Source organism: Pseudomonas sp. AB39(2026) (genome assembly GCF_059831485.1).
Genome location: NZ_CP195212.1, coordinates 428,022 through 444,297 on the forward strand (window position 1 = coordinate 428,022; position 16,276 = coordinate 444,297).

Sequence of the window (16,276 nt, forward strand, 5' to 3'; positions counted from 1 at the left end):
CAATGCACCTGCTGCGCACCCAGCCCGGTGGCTTCGTCCCCGATGACAGCATTGCCGACCTGGGCCAGAGCCCAGCGGACCTAGTGATCCTGTGCAGCGGTGATTCCCACTTGGCGCTGCTGGCCGAAGCCGCCAGGCACCTGCCGGCAGACTATCCCAGCTTGCGCCTGGCCAATCCCATGCAGGTACAGAACCACGCTTCTGTAGACCTGTACGTGGACCAGGTGCTGCGCCATGCCAAGCTCATCGTGCTGTCGTTGCACGGTGGCGCCAGTTATTGGCGCTACGGTGTGGAGCAGTTGTTGCAGCTGGCCGAGCAGGGCGTGCAACTGGTGATGGTGCCAGGTGATGACCGGCCAGACCCTGAGCTGAGTGCGCTGAGTACGGTGCCTGGCGAGGTAACCAATAACATCTGGCAGTACCTGCGCCAGGGGGCAATGGGCAATGCCCATTCGCTGTATGGTTACCTGGCCGCCGAGCTGTTTCCGAGTGTGCTTGAGCGGCCCATGCCCTGGCAGCCACCAGCGGCCCTGCCCCGTGTCAGCCTTTACCAGCCAGGTTCGGCCACGGCTACGCTTGAGCAGTGGAAGGCCAGGTGGGCCGCTGGGGCGCCTGTAGTGCCCTTGGTGTTCTACCGCTCCCATCTGCAGGCGGCCAATACTGGATTCATCGATACTTTTTGCACGGTACTGGCCGATGCCGGCCTGAACCCGATGCCGGTGGCGGTCGCCAGCCTCAAGGACCCGGAGTGCCTGGCGCAGTTACAGGGCTGGATGGACGAGGTCGAGGCGGCCCTGGTCATTAATACTACGGGGTTCGCGCTGGCCAGCCCGGACGCGCCCAAGCAACGCCCACTGCGGCGCGACATCCCCGTGATCCAGGCCATCTGTGCCCAGGATAACCAGCCGATGTGGGAAAGCAGCGCCCAAGGCCTGGGCGCGCGGGACCTGGCCATGCATGTGGCGCTGCCGGAGCTGGACGGCCGAATCATCAGCCGCCCTATAAGCTTCAAGGATCTGGCCTGGCGCAGCGAGCGTAGCCAAAGCGACGTGGTGTGCTACCGCGCCCACCCCGAGCGCATGGCCTTCGTGGCGCAACTGGCGGCCCGTTGGATAGCCCTGGCCCGTACGCCTGCAGCCCACAAGCAGGTGGCGTTGATCCTGGCCAACTATCCCACCCGTGACGGCCGCATCGGTAACGGGGTAGGGCTGGATACCCCCGCCGCCGCCTTGAACATTCTGCAAACCATGCAAGCACAGGGCTACCCCGTCAGCGAACTGCCTGGCACCGGTACAGCCCTTATTCATGCCTTGCTGGGTGGTGTCACCAACGACCTGGACCAGAATGACCAACGCCCGTGTGGGCAAAGCCTGAGCCTGGAGGCCTATACCGCTGCCTTCCAGGCGCTGCCCGCCAGTTGCCAGGAGGCTGTGATCGCCCGTTGGGGCGCGCCTCAGGCCGATCCCATGTTCCGCAGCGGCCGCCTGATGGTGGCGGGCTTGCGCTTTGGTAACACCTTTGTGGGGATTCAGCCGGCCCGTGGCTATCAGCTCGATGCCAGCGCGGTGTACCACGACCCGGACCTGGTGCCGCCTCACGGCTACCTGGCCTTCTATTTGTGGTTGCGCCAGGCCTACGGGGCACATGCGGTGATCCACGTGGGCAAGCACGGCAACCTGGAATGGCTGCCCGGCAAGGGCGTAGGCCTGTCCGACAGTTGCTGGCCAGACGCTTTACTGGGGCCGCTGCCCAATATCTACCCCTTTATCGTCAATGATCCGGGCGAGGGGGCTCAAGCCAAGCGCCGTACGCAAGCTGTCATTATCGATCACTTGATGCCGCCCCTGACCCGAGCTGAAAGCTATGGCCCGCTGCGGGACCTGGAGCGGCTGGCGGACGAGTACTACGAAGCACAGTTGCTCGACCCTCGCCGCGCCGTAGAGCTGCAGGGCGAGATCCTGGCGTTGGTGCGTGAAACCCGGCTGGACCACGAGCTGGGGTTGGCGGAAAGCGCCTTGAAGGATGCCGATGCGTGGCTGCCCAGGTTGGACACTTACCTATGCGACCTCAAGGAATCGCAGATCCGCGACGGCTTGCATGTGTTCGGAGAGTCGCCTGCCGGGCGGCTGCGTACCGACACCTTAAGCGCCTTGCTACGCGTGCCGCGGGGCACGGGGAAGGGCGCTGAGGCCAGCTTGCCCAGAGCCTTGGCTGCCGCGCTGAACCTGGGGTTCGACCCCCTGGACTGTGCCTTTGGCGACCCTTGGCAGGGGCCACGCCCCGCCATGCTGGCCGATGTGGATAGCAGCCCCTGGCGAACACTAGGCGATACCCGGGAACGGCTGGAGTTGTTAGCCACCCAAATGATCGAGCAGGCCATGGCCGGCGAATGGGCCTGCCCGCAAGCGCCGGCCTGGGAGACCACGGCCGCCATCCTGCAGGGCCTGGTTACGCAAGTGGCCCCCACGCTGGACGCCTGTGGCCCCGCAGAGCTTGCTATGTTGCTGGCCGCCCTCGAAGGCCGCTTCGTGCCGCCAGGCCCTAGCGGTGCGCCCAGCCGAGGCCGCCTGGATGTGCTACCCACAGGCCGCAATTTCTACAGCGTGGACGTGCGCAACCTGCCCACACCCACGGCCTGGCGCCTGGGGTTTGCCTCCGCCAACCTGGTGCTGGAACGCCACCTTCAGGACGAAGGCGACCATTTGCGCAGCCTTGGGCTGTCCGTCTGGGGCACAGCCACCATGCGTACCGGGGGTGATGACATCGCCCAGGCCATGGCTTTGCTGGGTGTGCGGCCGGTATGGGCAACCGGCAGCCAGCGCGTGGACGATTTCGAGATTCTGCCGCTGAGCCTGCTGGATCGCCCACGCGTAGATGTGACCTTGCGGGTGTCTGGCTTTTTCCGCGATGCTTTCGGCAACCTTATCAAATTGTTCGATGCGGCGGTGCAAGCCGTGGCCGGGCTGGACGAACCCGAAGACATGAACCCCCTGGCCGCCCGTGTACGGCGTGAAGTTGCGCAGTTGGTCGCCGCAGGCACCGGTGCCGACGAAGGGCGTCGCCAGGCTGGTTGGCGGGTATTTGGTGCCAAGCCTGGCGCCTACGGTGCAGGCGTACAGGGTGTGATCGAATCACAGCAGTGGGCCGAGCGCAGTGACCTTGCCGATGCCTACCTCAACCATTCCGGGTATGCCTATGGCGGTGCCGACGAAGGTACGGCCGCGCGGCCGGCACTGGCCCTGCGCCTGAGTACGGTGCAGGCCGTGCTGCACAACCAGGACAATACCGAGCACGATCTGCTCGATTCCAACGACTACTACCAGTTTCAGGGCGGCATGCTGGCCGCGGTCCAGCAACAAAGCGGGCAGGAAGCAGCCAGCTACCATGGGGATCACAGCCAAGCCGATGTGCCGCGCATTCGCACCCTCAAGGAAGCGCTGAATCGCGTGATCCGGTCCAGGGCAGCCAACCCCAAATGGATCGAAGGGGTAAAGCGCCACGGCTATAAAGGGGCGTTCGAAATGGCCGCCACCCTAGACAACATGTTTGGCTTTGACGCGGCCACAGGCTTGATCGATGACCACCAATACGCGTTGCTGGCCGACGCCTACCTGTTGGATGCACACACGCGTGCGTTTCTACAGGAACACAACCCTGATGCCTTGCGGGACATGACCGAACGCTTGCTGGAGGCGCAACAGCGTGGCCTCTGGCAACGGCCGGGCGCCTACCGTGAGGCGTTGGAAGACCTGCTGTTGGACAGTGAAGAAGAGGGCTGACATGGCGTTTCATTATCCGCTGGCGGCCGTGGTAGGGGCTGAGCGGCTCAAGCTGGCCCTGTACCTGGCGGCCATCGACCCCAAGATCGGTGGTGTGTTGATCGAAGGGCCGCGTGGCATGGCCAAGAGCACCCTGGCCCGTGGGCTGGCCGACCTGCTGGACGGCGCGCCCTTCGTGACGCTGCCCCTGGGCGCCAGCGAAGACCGGGTGGCCGGCACGCTGGACCTGGATGCGGCGCTGGGCCAGGGCCAGGTGCGTTTTTCACCTGGGGTACTGGCCAAGGCAGATGGTGGTGTGCTGTATGTGGACGAAGTGAACCTGCTACCTGATGGCCTGGTGGACCTGCTGCTGGACGTGGCGGCCAGCGGTGTTAACCGCGTAGAGCGAGACGGCATTTCCCATGAACATGCTGCCCGATTCGTGCTTATCGGCACCATGAACCCCGAGGAGGGCGAGCTTCGGCCGCAAATGCTAGACCGTTTCGGCTTGAACGTAGCCTTGGATCACCGCCCGGAACCGACAGACCGTCAAGCCGTTATTCTGCGACGGCTGGCCTATGACAGTGACCCTGCAGCCTTCTGCGCGCAATGGCAGGCTGAGCAAAACGCCCTTGCGCAGCGCTGCCGGGCGGCCCGTGTACGGTTGAGCCAAGTGCCCCTGGACAGCGAGGCCCTGCAGACCATCAGCGAGGCCTGCCATCAAGCCGGCGTCGATGGGCTGCGGGCAGACCTTGTCTGGCTACGTGCCGCCCGCGCACATGCTGCCTGGCGCGGTGGCGACCACATCGCTGTAGAGGATATCGATGCCGTTGCAGAGTTTGCGTTGCGTCATCGCCGACAGGTGCCCGCACCGCCTTCAGCGACACCGCCACCGCAAGCAGGGCAGCCACCTGCACCTGAAAAGCCGCCTGAACAGGCGCAAGGGCAAAGCGGGGACTGGGGGCAACTACCTGCCCAGCCGGTGAGCACCGGCCCGCGCACTGGCTTGCCGGGGTGGCCAAAAAAGCCCTGAGCCCCCAATCAGGCCGAGTGGGGGCCAAGCGCACACAGGCCATGAGTGCTTCGGGCGGGCGAACGGGTGGTCAGCACCCGTCACAGCGCATTGCGTGGGTGCCTACCTTTGCCAAGGGCCGGCCCAGGGCCCGGGCGGACCTGCGCTGGCAAGGCGGCCGTGCGCCGGTGCCGCCGTTATGGCTGGTGTTGGTGGATACGTCCGCCTCTACCCGCCGCAACGGTGCATTGGCACGTGCCAAGGGGTTTTTGCAGGCCCTGTTTGACCAAGCCTACCGGCAACGCGCCCGGCTGGCGCTGCTCACCGCCAGCGGTGCGGGTGCCCGCTGGGAGCGACACGCTGTCAAAGCATCTGCCGCGCTTCATCCCTGGCTTGGCCAGCTGGGCGCGGGCGGTGGCACGCCCTTGCACTTGGCGCTGGATGAGGCACGCAGCTGGCTGGCGCGCCAACAGGGTCACACCGTGCGCTGTGTGGTGGTCACCGATGGCAGGCTTAAACGCCTGGAGGGGATCGATAGCCTGGGATGCGACACCTTGCTGGTAGACATCGAACTAGGCGCGGTGCGCGTGGGCAAAGGCAGGCAGTTGGCTCAGGCCCTGGGCGCTGACTACGTGCACATTGACACCTTATAGCGGGGTTCAGGCTCTGGGCCGTGTCAGGGCAGGGCTCCACAGCTGGTGCATGCACCGAGGGCAGGCGAGCCGCTGGTGGCCGGCCAGTTGCTCTACGGCCCCGCAATGCTCACAGGCATACAGCCCGCTGGCGCTGGGCTGCTCAGTGGGTGCGCAGAACTCGCGCGGAAGAATCGACAAGCCTGGGCGCACTTCGTCGCGCTCGTAGAAGTACAGGCTTACATCACCATTGACCTCCAGGAAGGCCAGTCGAATCTGTCCCAGATGTTCTGCACCATGCAGTCGCAGTTCCATCAGAAACTCATCGTGGGTCACGTTTGCCTTGTCCAGGGTTTCCCGTTCGAAAGCACCGTCCTTGATGATCAGGATCGCCTTGCCTTCGAGCCACTCGCCAAACCGCCGGTTACGCTCGATCGCAAACGTCGTAAGGCGGTACAGCAGCGTCATGACCAGGAACACGGTAAGCACAGGCAGCACCGGTACATCATCGTAGAAGGTGACGTCCCCTGCAGCTGACCCCAGCGTAAGGATGACGACCAACTCGAACAGCGACAGCTGCCTCACACCACGCCGCCCGGCAATTTTGAGGAATACGAACACCACGGCATACGCCAGCAGCGTTCGCCCTGCCACTTCCCATAGGAACGTCAGTGTCTGTTTGTCTAGCAATACCCGTTGCCAGTCGATGGAGGTCATCGGGCGGCCTCGACACCGCCCATGGCTGCCCGGCTCAGCGTGCTGACCCTGGCATGGTCCAGGGCTGAAGGCTGTACCCGTGGCGGGACAGCCCTGCGCGAACTTCCTCTAGCGCATTGGCCAACCGGCGAGGGTCGGAATAAGCACTGGCAGGCAACTGCGCGCGGCAAAGGTTGTGGCTGGTATGGTCGTCCACTACGGTTAGGCTAAGGGCGCCGTCACCGTCTTGTTGTGTCCAGGCCACACAATGGAAAGGTTCGAAAGCATGGCCGGCGATCAGAAGGGCTTCGTTGACACGCAGCATTGCGTCCATGGGGTAGGGGCTCTCTTGTAGGGCATGCCAGGATGGCAGGGCCGCCTGAGTCTCAGCGGCGGCAGTTGAAATACTGATGCCCGGATGCGACCCGCAAGTCACAACTGCGGTAACAATTTTTTCCAATAATCTGCAGGGTAGGTGAGCGGTGGCCTGGGCTTAAGGCCTGCCAGCCGCCGGCAGGGCCAATCGCGCAATAGCGACCCTTGCCTGGGCCAGGCGTGTTGGCCAGTCACCTTCGATCACTGCGTAAGGTTGATGGTGGCTGTCAAGCCAATCACGGCACTGGTTGAAAAAATGTAGGCGATCTTCCAGCGCAGGTTGGCAGCGCTGGCCATCGGCTACCCAGTCGATGCCTGTGGGCGAGAGCAACAGGTGCAGGTCGTAGTGGCGTGCAAGCAGTGCCGGCTCCAACCAATGAGGGCTTTCACCGAAGAGCACCTGGCTCCATAGCTGGTTGCTCAATAAATGCGTGTCTAGCCAAAGCCAGGGAGGCGCCGTAGCCCTGGCGGCATCTTCACGGGCCAGCTGGCGGGCCGCAATCACCGTTACATCCGCCAAGGTGGTGTCGCGTGGGTTGGCATCGACAAATTCACGCACGTACTCGTGGCAGAGCACACCGCCGTAGGTGAGTTGGAGGTAAGCGGCAAGCGTGCTTTTACCTACCGATTCCGGCCCAGTCAGTACCACTGTTTTCATTTATTCCCTGTCAGGTTCAAGCGGCGTTTCACAGGATGACGTTAAAGGTGTAAGGCGTTTATCGGAAAAATGCCCTATGGCCAGGTTTGCACGCAGCCCCAAGGCACCAGCGCTGGCATTGCCGTCAAGGTTCAGTCAGAATCGCCGCGCGCAGGGGATGTTGCAAGGAAATTGTTGAAAAAACTCAGGAACTTGCTTCGTTTGACCATGGGTTATCAGGCTGAGCATGCAGCCTTCTGGAACGACATTTTTCGGAGGAATGTGAATGGATATGTGGACGGCCGCTTCGGCCATGGTGTTGGGTATTGTCGAAGGGTTGACCGAGTTTCTGCCTATTTCCAGTACTGGGCACCAGATCATCGTAGCGGACCTGCTGGAATTCAGTGGCGAGCGGGCCATGGCGTTCAATATCATCATTCAGCTAGGCGCGATTCTGGCCGTTGTCTGGGCGTTTCACGAGAAAATACGTGCTGTAGTCACCGGGCTACCCACCCAACCGAAGGCGCGGCGATTTACCTGCAATCTGCTCATTGCCTTCCTGCCCGCAGTAGTACTGGGCGTACTGTTTTCGGATTTCATACACCATTACCTCTTCAACCCAATTACCGTGGCCGTGGCCTTGATTGTAGGGGGGCTGGTGATGTTGTGGGCTGAGCACCGTGACCACCCCGTGCGCATCCATAATGTAGATGACATGTCGTGGGTTGATGCATTGAAAATTGGCTGTGCACAATGCCTGGCCATGATTCCCGGCACGTCCCGTTCAGGGTCTACCATCATCGGGGGTCTGCTTTTCGGCCTGTCCCGTACAGCAGCGACGGAATTTTCGTTCTTTCTGGCAATGCCAACCATGGTAGGCGCGGCGGTGTACTCAGGTTATAAATACCGGCACCTGTTTCAGCCTGCTGATCTGCCCTTGTTCGCACTGGGGTTTGCAGTGTCGTTCCTGTTCGCCATGATCGCCGTGCAAGGGTTGCTCAAATTCATTGCCAGCCATAGCTACGCAGTATTTGCGTGGTACCGAATCGCCTTCGGCGTGATCATCCTCCTCACATGGCAATTCCACTGGGTTGACTGGGCCACCGCTCAGGGATAACGGCTGAACTTGGGTTCAACTTACGTAGTCGGTAATAACATAAGGTATCGCGTAGGTTTGGACGTACCGCCGCTTGGCGCAAGATGTGCTTGTACACCCACACGATTGGCAAGATGGAAGGGGTAGCGTTCAGAACGCGCCCTGGAAGGAGCGAGGGCCTTAATATGGGGCGTTTGTGGGTCGTTTTGGGGCTGGTAATGCTATTCAGCCTGCCCTCGATGCACGTGCAAGCAGGACCACGGGCTCACTATGGCGTGGGCGTGCACCGGCTTACCTTCGTTGACCCGCTCGACGGCAACCCCATGCATGCCTACGCATTCTACCCAGCCGCCGCAGATGGGGTGCACAGCGCTCGGCTCGATGGTTTCCAGGTAAGTGCTTCTGAAGATGTTGCTGTAGCCATTGGTCGGTTCCCTTTGCTCATGTTGTCCCATGGCAATACGGGCACCCCTCTTGCCCTGCACGATGTCATCACCTCGATCGCCGCGAAAGGCTTTGTCGTGGTTGCCGTGTTGCACCCAGGTGACAATTACCTTGACCAAAGCCGCTTGGGTACCCTGAGCAATCTATACGGCCGCCCGTTGCAGGTGTCGGCTGCGATCTCCGCCGCATTAGACGAACCCATGCTCTCGCCGTTCGTAAATGCCAAGCAGGTAGGTGTTATTGGCTACTCCGCAGGTGGAGAGACGGCGCTGATTCTATCAGGCGCCCGGCCGGAGCTGTCACGCCTGAAGCTGTACTGCATCGAAAGGCCTTATGACAAGGACGCCTGCAAAGGCCACGGGGAACTGGTAGCAGATCGCAAAGACCTAAGCGCACAGGCAGATCCCAGGGTGCACGCGCTGTTGCTGATGGCGCCTTTGAGCCTGATGTTTGGCCGGCAGGCGCTGGCAACGGTCCATGTACCTACCCTGATTTATGCAGGCGACAATGATCAGTTGGTCGCCGTGGACAAAAATGCCGAAGCGCTCGCTCGCAAACTGCCCACCAAAGCGCGTTATCACCCCCTGGCTGGCGCTGGCCATTTCGTGTTCATGGCACCTTGCACGGCCGAACAAGAGCGAGAAATACCGGCCTTGTGCAAAGACGCGCAAGGAGTAGACAGGGTGGGCATTCACCGAAGCTTGATCGATGAAGCGGGACGGTTTTTCACTCAGGCGCTCGGCCAGCCAAGCCGTGCAGGCTTGCAGACGGCTGACCAGCAGGATTAGCGGCGTTCGCTGGCTTTCGACAGCCAACCTATCAGTGCCAATCCCATGATCGCTAACCCTGCTGCGCACAGAAAGATCGAGGCGTACCCCGTGCTTGCAGCAAGTGCCCCCATCACCGGGCCTGCAATCGCCAGTGCAATGTCGAAGAACACCGCAAAGGCGCCAAGGCCGGCACCGCGACTGCCCGGGGGCACTTGAGCAATGGCCAGTACCCCCAGAGCCGGGTAGACCAGCGACAGACCGAAGCCTGCGAGGCTGGCGCCGATCAAGGCGAATATGGGCGAGGGCGCCAGCCATAGGAATACGAAGCCTATCAGCTCCACCCCCAGGCACGCCGAAGCCACTATAAAACCACCGTAATGGTTGATGGCGTTGATGAACAGCAGCCGCGCTAGCACGAAGCATGCTCCGAAAGCGGTGAGGCAAAACGCTGCGCCTTGCCACCCTTGCTCCAGGTAGTAAAGCGTAATGAAGGTGGTGAGGGTGCCATAGCCAATGGAGGCCAGGCACAGCCCTAGGCCATAAGGCGCCACGCGCCCGAAGGCCGACCAGAATGGCAAGCGCTCACCCCTGGTAACCGGCACCGAAGCTCGTTTTCGCAGCATGAAAAGGGCTAGCGCCGACAGCATGAACAGCGCGATGCCTAAAGTATGAAAGCCCAGGTCACTGGTCATGACCACACCCAGCGGTGCACCTATGGCGATGGCGCCGTAGGAGGCAATGCCGTTCCATGAAATCACTTTGGCAGTGTGTTCAGGCCCCACCTGGCTGATCCCCCAGCTACTGGTACCCACGCCAATCATACCCTGGCCTGTACCCAGCAACAGCCTCGCCACCACCAGCACGCCAAGGCTGACATCGGCCCAACCGTGAAACAGTGTGGCAAGCAACGTCAGTGCACCGCTACCAGCCATCGCATACAAGCCATAGGTGATGGTGCGTTTGGTGCCCAGGCTGTCCGCCAGCCGGCCAGCCAGCGGGCGAACCAGCAACGTTGCCAAGTACTGGGCGCCTATAACTACCCCTGCGATGACCGCACTGAAGCCCAAAACGTCATGCACATAGCCAGGCAACACTGCGATGGGTAAGCCGATGCAGAAAAAGGCGACAAAGGTGTAGAAAACAATGGAGAGGATCTGCGCAGTAATACCGGCAGATGAGGGGGGAAGGGTGCCGGAAGGGGACGTCATAGTACGCTCACAAGCTGAAGGGGCGCACCTATGATCGCCAGCGGGCGAGAAAATTGAAAGTTGCCTGACCCTTTTCTCGCCCAAGCGCTTATGGGTTACACCACGCCTTGGCTGCGCAGGTACTCATCGTAAGTACCGCTGAAGTCCACAATGCCTGTGGGGGTGATTTCAATAATACGTGTGGCCAAAGAGGACACGAACTCACGGTCATGGCTGACAAACAGCAGTGTGCCAGGGTAGTTTTCCAGCGCCAGGTTCAGTGCCTCGATGGATTCCATATCCAAGTGGTTAGTAGGCTCGTCCATCACCAGCACGTTTGGCTTTTGCAGAATCAGCTTGCCAAACAGCATCCGGCCTTGCTCACCACCGGAAATCACTTTCACGGACTTGGTGATCTCATCACTGGAAAACAGCATCCGGCCCAACGTGCCGCGTACAAGCTGCTCGCCGCCCTGGGTCCACTGGCCCATCCAGTCGAACAGGGTGTCGTCACGTTCGAAGTCCGAAGCATGGTCTTGAGCGTAGTAGCCCAGTTCTGCCGCATCCGTCCATTTGATGCTGCCCTTGTCCGGCTGCAACTCACCCATCAACAGGCGCAGCAACGTGGTTTTGCCAGCACCGTTGGGGCCGATGATGGCCACGCGCTCACCGGCTTCGATCTGGAAGCCAAGGCGTTCGAACAGCGGCTTGCCATCGAAGCCTTTGGCCAGGTTGTCGAGGGTGACGGCCTGGCGGTGCAGCTTTTTATTCTGTTCGAAGCGGATGAATGGGCTTACTCGGCTGGAGGGCTTGACCTCGGCCAACTGGATCTTGTCGATCTGCTTGGCGCGCGATGTGGCTTGCTTGGCCTTGGAGGCGTTGGCCGAGAAGCGGCTGACAAAGGTCTGCAGCTCAGCAATCTGGGCTTTTTTCTTGGCGTTGTCCGACAGCAACTGTTCACGCGACTGGGTGGCCGCTGTCATGTACTCGTCGTAGTTGCCGGGGAACAGCCGCAGCTCGCCGTAGTCCAGGTCCGCCATATGGGTGCAGACGCTGTTGAGGAAGTGGCGGTCGTGGGAAATGATGATCATGGTGCTGTTACGCGCCGTGAGAATCGTTTCCAGCCAGCGAATGGTATTGATGTCCAGGTGGTTGGTGGGTTCGTCCAGCAACAGTACGTCTGGGTCCGAGAACAGCGCCTGGGCCAGGAGCACGCGCAGCTTCCAACCCGGCGACACTTCGCTCATGGGGCCAAAGTGCTGCTCCAGAGGAATGCCAAGGCCCAGCAGCAGCTCGCCCGCACGCGATTCAGCGGTGTAGCCGTCCATTTCCGCGAATTCGGTTTCCAGTTCGGCCACTGCCATACCGTCGTCTTCGGTCATTTCTGGAAGTGAGTAGATGCGATCACGCTCTGCCTTGACCTTCCACAACTGTTCGTGACCCATGATGACGGTATCGATCACCGAAAAGGTTTCATAGGCGAACTGATCCTGACGCAGTTTACCCAACCGTACGTTGGGCTCCAGCATGACCTGCCCGCCGCTGGGTTCCAGGTCCCCACCCAGGATTTTCATAAAGGTGGACTTGCCGCAACCATTGGCGCCGATCAGCCCATAGCGGTTGCCGTTGTTGAATTTGACCGAGACGTTCTCGAACAGCGGCTTTGGGCCGAACTGCATCGTGATGTTGGCGGTGGAGATCAAGTGCTTATCCTGCGTGGGTTTGAGCGGTGGTAATTACAGCTATCCAGCTTCTTGGGCCAATTTTGGGCCAATGTCGATTCGTGCCGGTAGCTTGTGAAGCTCGCGCCAATCCGACGCGGAGCTGATCCATTTGGCATAGGTGGAGAGCAACATCTCTACGCTGTGGCCTAGCTGGTTTGCGATGAAGGCGGTATTCATGCTCGCCATCAAGCACAGGGTCGCGTAGGTGTGCCGGGTGTCGTACTGTCGCCTGGGCGAATGCCCAAGGCCTTCAGTGCGTCCTTGATGTGCTTGATTGTAACACTCGGCGCCTTGATCCACAGCCCGCCCTTGACGGGAGGAAATACAAAAGGGCTGACCGCAGACGCTGATACCGAACCTAGCACTTTGAGTTTTGCAGCATGCCTGGCCTGCTCCAATGCATGCGGTGCCCGCTCGTTGAGCACCATCACGCGTTTGTCTTTCGTACCTTCAAGTAGCGTTTTAGTGCAGTCGCTTGGAGCTTAAATAATCGAAAAGTGCCCTGAGATGGCGGCCTGTAATCACAACAACTAAGGCTTGGCTCTCACTGAATATCGAGAAGGGAGTCCGCAATACCCAGTGCCGTTGCGATTTTCACCCGCGTAGCCTTACGCGGTTTCGTAGCCTGCTCCTGCTGGGCGTACGCCGACTGGGTAATGCCGATTCGAGCAGCAACCTCGGCCTGCGACAGGCCCAAGTGCTTGCGCCAAGCGGCAATTGGGGTCAGATCTTCTTTCACCATGTACCCGACTACTGCATTGGGCACGAGGTCCTCAATCGGGTGATCCTTGACGTACTGGGCGTAGGGGATGACCACGAATGCAGGTGCACCATCAGGACCGTTAATGATTTGCACGTTAGTAGGTATGCTCATCGCGTTTGCTCACCTCTTCGATGTTGACGATTTTTACCGAGCCTTCCCAATCGAATAGCACACGGTACCTGCCTACGCGTAGCCGGTACCCGAATTGATGTCGGGTGAGGGCTTTCACGTTTTGAACATTGGGCATATGGCTCAAGGTCTGGGCCGCATCGAAGATCCTGACCTGATCAGGCTTCGCGATCTTGGACAACTGCTTGGTTGCCTTTCGTGTCCAGTTGACCTGATTCATTCTTGCCTCACTGCTTTCAGCGGCATTATAAGTATTATTATAAGCCTTCTGAAGCGTTGCTTTGGCCGGACGCAGCTGGGCCGATGCCGTACACACTCAGACCCAGGCATCGCCTGGTATGAACGCATTGGCGTTTTGTCAGGCGCAGGCACCCCACATTGCCATAAGCCGTACCGAGACTGTGCAAGACGGTTGCGTTGGGGGTAACAAGAAGTGCTACTGCGTAGGTGTTTGAGGGAGGTGCTGACTGAGGCATCGCCAGCCTGAGTGAGGATGCAGTGGTAGAGGTAGGGCAGAGCGCACACGAGTGCCAAATGACGGCTCAGGAGCCAGGCGTGCAATCTTAGCGCGCTGGTATAAGCCTACATGCAACAAAGGCCGGCATCGCCAGCCCTGCTTTATGCAACGCTCAGCGCTGTTTACGCCGTTGAATGCTGAGAATGCTCGAACGCAGAAGGTCCGTAAGTTCACCAATCTGCCAAGGCTTTTGCAAAAAGCGAATGTTGCCTTCGCTTTCGCCAGCAGACCCGGTGGTGAGAATGACAGGAATATCAGGCCACTTCTTGCAGACCAGCTTGGCAAACTCCCAGCCATCAAGTTCACCTGGCATGATGTAGTCAGTCACCACAATGGCAACGTCCTCGGGGTTGGCACGCATGTGACGTATTGCTTCGTCGGCGCTTTCGAAGCTGACGACAGCCAGCTCAAGCTGCTCAACAACCTCTTCGGCAATCCACCTGAGCAGTTCATCGTCTTCGGCGATCAATACCTTCATGCGGGCTGGTTCTGCTGACAAGGGCCCCTCGGTCACTGCATTGAACTCCACGATGGCAATTTGTCCTTGGCTGGTCACCTGCAAGCCTATGACCGCCGAGCGCTGAAGGGTTCCGCACCAGGCTGGATTTTTCACACGGTGTGTCTGTGATACGTGGCGGCAGAGACGGCGCTCACTTTGGCGTGTCAATGCCTGAACTGATGGGAGGCGCTGTTACGGCCAGCCGACCTTGGGCCAGATCTTCGGCATGCTTGCCCAACCGGGTTTCTCCTTCCTTGAAAACACCGATCATGCGCAGCAGTGCCTGTGCATCGCTTTTATGGGTGCTCTGCTCAAGCCGTTGTGCGATGTTGGCAAGCTCTACAATGGACCATTTCAGATCGGAGGCGATACCGGAGAGGTCGCGCCTGAGCTGTTCGTTGGTACTGCCAATGTTCATGTGCTGCTACGCCTCCATTGCGTGAATAACGGGACCCTATGGCTGCCCCGAGCTTCAATGGCATCATCCTCAGGGCACCCGCCTGTGGCAAGCTTGCGCGACAACCGGATGCGCCCACTCTCAGGACGCCTTGCGAGACTTGCGAGGCGTTCTGGACTTGGCAGGCTTCGAAGCGGCTGGCTTTTCACGGGCAGCCTTTGTCGCAGGCTTGCCAGTTTTACCACTCAGGCTGCGTTTGAGCAATTCAGTAAGGTCAATCACGTCCGCGCCTTCCTTGTGGGCAGCCTCAACCGTCTCCACTACTTCAACCTTGCCCTCCTTAGCCTTGCGCTCTACCAGTGCCATGATCTTGGCCTCAAACTGGTCTGTGTAATCCTCAGGGGTCCATTCACCGCTCATGTCTGCAACAAGGCGCTTAGCCATGTCCAGTTCCCCTTTCTTGAGCTCCACCTTAGTGGTTTCAGGGCCGAGTTCCAAAATGTCCAGGCCGCGAACCTCGGATGGCCATCGCAATTTTACCAATACGAGCGCGTCTTCCAAGGGCATGAGTGCAGTCAGGTATTGCCGTGTATGCAACACCACAAGTGCAAGCGCCACTTTATCGGTCTGCCGCAAGGTCTCGCGTAGCAAGGCATACACTTTCTCCCCACGCCGGTCAGGCGCAAGGTAGTAAGGGGTGTCTATGTTGGGTAAGGGAATCTGGTTCCTCTTCACGAACGAGATGATGTCGATGGTTTGGGTGGAAACTGGATGCGCGGCTTTGATTTCCTCTTCGCTCAGTACCGCATACTTGCCTTTTTCGTATTGAACACCTTTTACGATGTTCTCGCGCTCCATCTCCTCACCCGTCACCTTGTTGATCCGCTTGTACCCCACAGGATCCATGCTGCGTTTGTCCAGCCAATCGAAATCGATTCCTGTTGAGGCGGTTGCCGAGACAATCGCAACAGGGATGTGAACAAGGCCGAAGCTGACAGCGCCTTTCCAGATAGCACGCGGCATGGGCAAACCTGCTTATGAAGGTGTGAAGTGTTCAATCGACTCATGGATTTCGAATGAAGTTCAGCGCGCTCCAACCGGGCAGATCGTGCAGGTTGCAAGCACGACCGCACTACATTCATGCGTTCTGCATGGCAGCTTTCACAGGTCTTCTGAGGAGTGTGCGCTAACTGCTTGATTTTTAAGATCAGACAAATGGTTCTGCTTTCGGCGCGAAAGCTGCTTGAAGTGGGGAAGCTTTCAAGCGCCGAATCATGATGAATCGGTCACTCGTAGGTGTGGGCTCGTTTTGAACCCCGCGAGCGAACGTTTGGGGCAATAACTCGTTAGGGAGAGCCACAATGCTGTCTACACTAGAATTACGTAACATTATTGAAAGCAGCTTTTTGCCCCAGCGGTGCCAATGCACTCAGAGCGCTGATCAAAAGCTCACCGTACGCGTCTTTGGCGCAAGCGCTGACCGTTCCGATTTTACGGTTACGGGCATCAATCTGCGTGAGCTGAACAGCAGCCGCGCTATTTCCAACCTGATCGCAGGCCTGCGCAGGGACCTGTCTTCCAGCCAGGTTTCACAACCCTCCCAGCAGCGCCGCTACGCTGCCGCCAGCGCTTGACACCCC

The 16,276-nt window shown here is 59.8% G+C and carries 16 protein-coding genes and 1 pseudogene; 6 read left to right on the top strand and 11 right to left on the bottom strand.

Features of this window, described 5'->3' with window-relative positions; all coding sequences use genetic code 11:
- The first annotated feature begins 2 nt into the window (after positions 1 to 2).
- Genes cobN through ACSAMW_RS01845 form a run of 3 tightly spaced genes read left to right on the top strand, consistent with a single transcriptional unit; the run spans position 3 to position 5,423 of the window.
- A complete protein-coding gene (cobN, locus tag ACSAMW_RS01835) occupies positions 3 to 3,779 on the top strand; it encodes a cobaltochelatase subunit CobN (protein WP_500592392.1) in 3,777 nt (1,258 codons plus the stop codon).
- A gap of 1 nt (position 3,780) precedes the next feature.
- Positions 3,781 to 4,791, top strand: coding sequence for a magnesium chelatase ATPase subunit I (locus ACSAMW_RS01840; RefSeq protein WP_500592393.1), 1,011 nt, complete (start codon positions 3,781 to 3,783; stop codon positions 4,789 to 4,791).
- 41 nt (positions 4,792 to 4,832) lie between these two features.
- Positions 4,833 to 5,423: a vWA domain-containing protein gene (locus tag ACSAMW_RS01845; RefSeq protein ID WP_500593940.1), complete on the top strand. Its 591-nt coding sequence runs from the start codon at positions 4,833 to 4,835 to the stop codon at positions 5,421 to 5,423.
- A 6-nt stretch (positions 5,424 to 5,429) separates the two neighbouring features.
- Here ACSAMW_RS01845 and ACSAMW_RS01850 read toward each other — a convergent pair whose 3' ends face one another.
- The 3 genes from ACSAMW_RS01850 to ACSAMW_RS01860 all read right to left on the bottom strand — a co-directional run bounded on the left by ACSAMW_RS01850 (position 5,430) and on the right by ACSAMW_RS01860 (position 7,131).
- Complete coding sequence (locus ACSAMW_RS01850) at positions 5,430 to 6,119, bottom strand: DUF421 domain-containing protein (protein WP_500592394.1); 690 nt, start codon at positions 6,117 to 6,119, stop codon at positions 5,430 to 5,432.
- Positions 6,120 to 6,153: 34 nt separating this feature from the next.
- On the bottom strand, positions 6,154 to 6,432 hold the full coding sequence (locus tag ACSAMW_RS01855; RefSeq protein ID WP_500592395.1) for a hypothetical protein: 279 nt from the start codon (positions 6,430 to 6,432) through the stop codon (positions 6,154 to 6,156).
- 159 nt (positions 6,433 to 6,591) lie between these two features.
- On the bottom strand, positions 6,592 to 7,131 hold the full coding sequence (locus tag ACSAMW_RS01860) for an AAA family ATPase (protein ID WP_500592396.1): 540 nt from the start codon (positions 7,129 to 7,131) through the stop codon (positions 6,592 to 6,594).
- Between the two features lie 265 nt (positions 7,132 to 7,396).
- Here ACSAMW_RS01860 and ACSAMW_RS01865 point away from each other — a divergent pair, with 265 nt between their 5' ends.
- Positions 7,397 to 8,227 (top strand): undecaprenyl-diphosphate phosphatase, encoded by an 831-nt coding sequence (locus ACSAMW_RS01865; protein WP_500592397.1) that lies wholly within the window; start codon positions 7,397 to 7,399, stop codon positions 8,225 to 8,227.
- 164 nt (positions 8,228 to 8,391) lie between these two features.
- Positions 8,392 to 9,438 (top strand): alpha/beta hydrolase family protein, encoded by a 1,047-nt coding sequence (locus tag ACSAMW_RS01870; protein ID WP_500592398.1) that lies wholly within the window; start codon positions 8,392 to 8,394, stop codon positions 9,436 to 9,438.
- Here ACSAMW_RS01870 and ACSAMW_RS01875 read toward each other — a convergent pair.
- The 8 genes and pseudogenes from ACSAMW_RS01875 to ku form a co-directional block, all read right to left on the bottom strand.
- On the bottom strand, positions 9,435 to 10,628 hold the full coding sequence (locus ACSAMW_RS01875; RefSeq protein WP_500592399.1) for an MFS transporter: 1,194 nt from the start codon (positions 10,626 to 10,628) through the stop codon (positions 9,435 to 9,437). The two genes, ACSAMW_RS01870 and ACSAMW_RS01875, sit on opposite strands and share 4 nt — an antisense overlap.
- 95 nt (positions 10,629 to 10,723) lie before the next feature.
- Positions 10,724 to 12,310 carry an ABC-F family ATPase gene (locus ACSAMW_RS01880; RefSeq protein WP_500592400.1) on the bottom strand — a complete coding sequence of 529 codons (1,587 nt, stop codon included), beginning with the start codon at positions 12,308 to 12,310 and terminating at the stop codon, positions 10,724 to 10,726.
- Positions 12,307 to 12,762: pseudogene (locus tag ACSAMW_RS01885) on the bottom strand (site-specific integrase). The gene ACSAMW_RS01880 and the pseudogene ACSAMW_RS01885 overlap by 4 nt, the downstream one beginning before the upstream one ends.
- 113 nt (positions 12,763 to 12,875) lie before the next feature.
- A complete protein-coding gene (locus tag ACSAMW_RS01890; protein WP_500592401.1) occupies positions 12,876 to 13,205 on the bottom strand; it encodes a helix-turn-helix domain-containing protein in 330 nt (109 codons plus the stop codon).
- Positions 13,189 to 13,443, bottom strand: coding sequence for a type II toxin-antitoxin system RelE family toxin (locus tag ACSAMW_RS01895; protein WP_500592402.1), 255 nt, complete (start codon positions 13,441 to 13,443; stop codon positions 13,189 to 13,191). The genes ACSAMW_RS01890 and ACSAMW_RS01895 overlap by 17 nt, the downstream gene beginning before the upstream one ends.
- A 409-nt stretch (positions 13,444 to 13,852) precedes the next feature.
- Positions 13,853 to 14,353: a response regulator gene (locus tag ACSAMW_RS01900; RefSeq protein ID WP_500592403.1), complete on the bottom strand. Its 501-nt coding sequence runs from the start codon at positions 14,351 to 14,353 to the stop codon at positions 13,853 to 13,855.
- Positions 14,354 to 14,390: 37 nt separating this feature from the next.
- Positions 14,391 to 14,657, bottom strand: coding sequence for a hypothetical protein (locus tag ACSAMW_RS01905; RefSeq protein ID WP_500592404.1), 267 nt, complete (start codon positions 14,655 to 14,657; stop codon positions 14,391 to 14,393).
- 120 nt (positions 14,658 to 14,777) lie between these two features.
- On the bottom strand, positions 14,778 to 15,659 hold the full coding sequence (gene ku / locus ACSAMW_RS01910) for a non-homologous end joining protein Ku (RefSeq protein ID WP_500592405.1): 882 nt from the start codon (positions 15,657 to 15,659) through the stop codon (positions 14,778 to 14,780).
- Between the two features lie 338 nt (positions 15,660 to 15,997).
- On the opposite strand from ku, the gene ACSAMW_RS01915 reads away from it, so the two are divergent.
- Positions 15,998 to 16,270, top strand: coding sequence for a DUF1652 domain-containing protein (locus ACSAMW_RS01915; protein WP_500592406.1), 273 nt, complete (start codon positions 15,998 to 16,000; stop codon positions 16,268 to 16,270).
- Positions 16,271 to 16,276: the final 6 nt, after the last annotated feature.

Excerpts from the sequence above, each read along its gene's own strand:
- cobN (WP_500592392.1), top strand. The coding sequence starts at position 3 with ATGCACCTGCTGCGCACCCAGCCCGGTGGCTTCGTCCCCGATGACAGC.
- ACSAMW_RS01840 (WP_500592393.1), top strand. The coding sequence starts at position 3,781 with ATGGCGTTTCATTATCCGCTGGCGGCCGTGGTAGGGGCTGAGCGGCTC.
- ACSAMW_RS01845 (WP_500593940.1), top strand. The coding sequence starts at position 4,833 with ATGAGTGCTTCGGGCGGGCGAACGGGTGGTCAGCACCCGTCACAGCGC.
- ACSAMW_RS01850 (WP_500592394.1), bottom strand. The coding sequence starts at position 6,119 with ATGACCTCCATCGACTGGCAACGGGTATTGCTAGACAAACAGACACTG.
- ACSAMW_RS01855 (WP_500592395.1), bottom strand. The coding sequence starts at position 6,432 with ATGGACGCAATGCTGCGTGTCAACGAAGCCCTTCTGATCGCCGGCCAT.
- ACSAMW_RS01860 (WP_500592396.1), bottom strand. The coding sequence starts at position 7,131 with ATGAAAACAGTGGTACTGACTGGGCCGGAATCGGTAGGTAAAAGCACG.
- ACSAMW_RS01865 (WP_500592397.1), top strand. The coding sequence starts at position 7,397 with ATGGATATGTGGACGGCCGCTTCGGCCATGGTGTTGGGTATTGTCGAA.
- ACSAMW_RS01870 (WP_500592398.1), top strand. The coding sequence starts at position 8,392 with ATGGGGCGTTTGTGGGTCGTTTTGGGGCTGGTAATGCTATTCAGCCTG.
- ACSAMW_RS01875 (WP_500592399.1), bottom strand. The coding sequence starts at position 10,628 with ATGACGTCCCCTTCCGGCACCCTTCCCCCCTCATCTGCCGGTATTACT.
- ACSAMW_RS01890 (WP_500592401.1), bottom strand. The coding sequence starts at position 13,205 with ATGAGCATACCTACTAACGTGCAAATCATTAACGGTCCTGATGGTGCA.
- ACSAMW_RS01895 (WP_500592402.1), bottom strand. The coding sequence starts at position 13,443 with ATGAATCAGGTCAACTGGACACGAAAGGCAACCAAGCAGTTGTCCAAG.
- ACSAMW_RS01905 (WP_500592404.1), bottom strand. The coding sequence starts at position 14,657 with ATGAACATTGGCAGTACCAACGAACAGCTCAGGCGCGACCTCTCCGGT.
- ku (WP_500592405.1), bottom strand. The coding sequence starts at position 15,659 with ATGCCGCGTGCTATCTGGAAAGGCGCTGTCAGCTTCGGCCTTGTTCAC.
- ACSAMW_RS01915 (WP_500592406.1), top strand. The coding sequence starts at position 15,998 with ATGCTGTCTACACTAGAATTACGTAACATTATTGAAAGCAGCTTTTTG.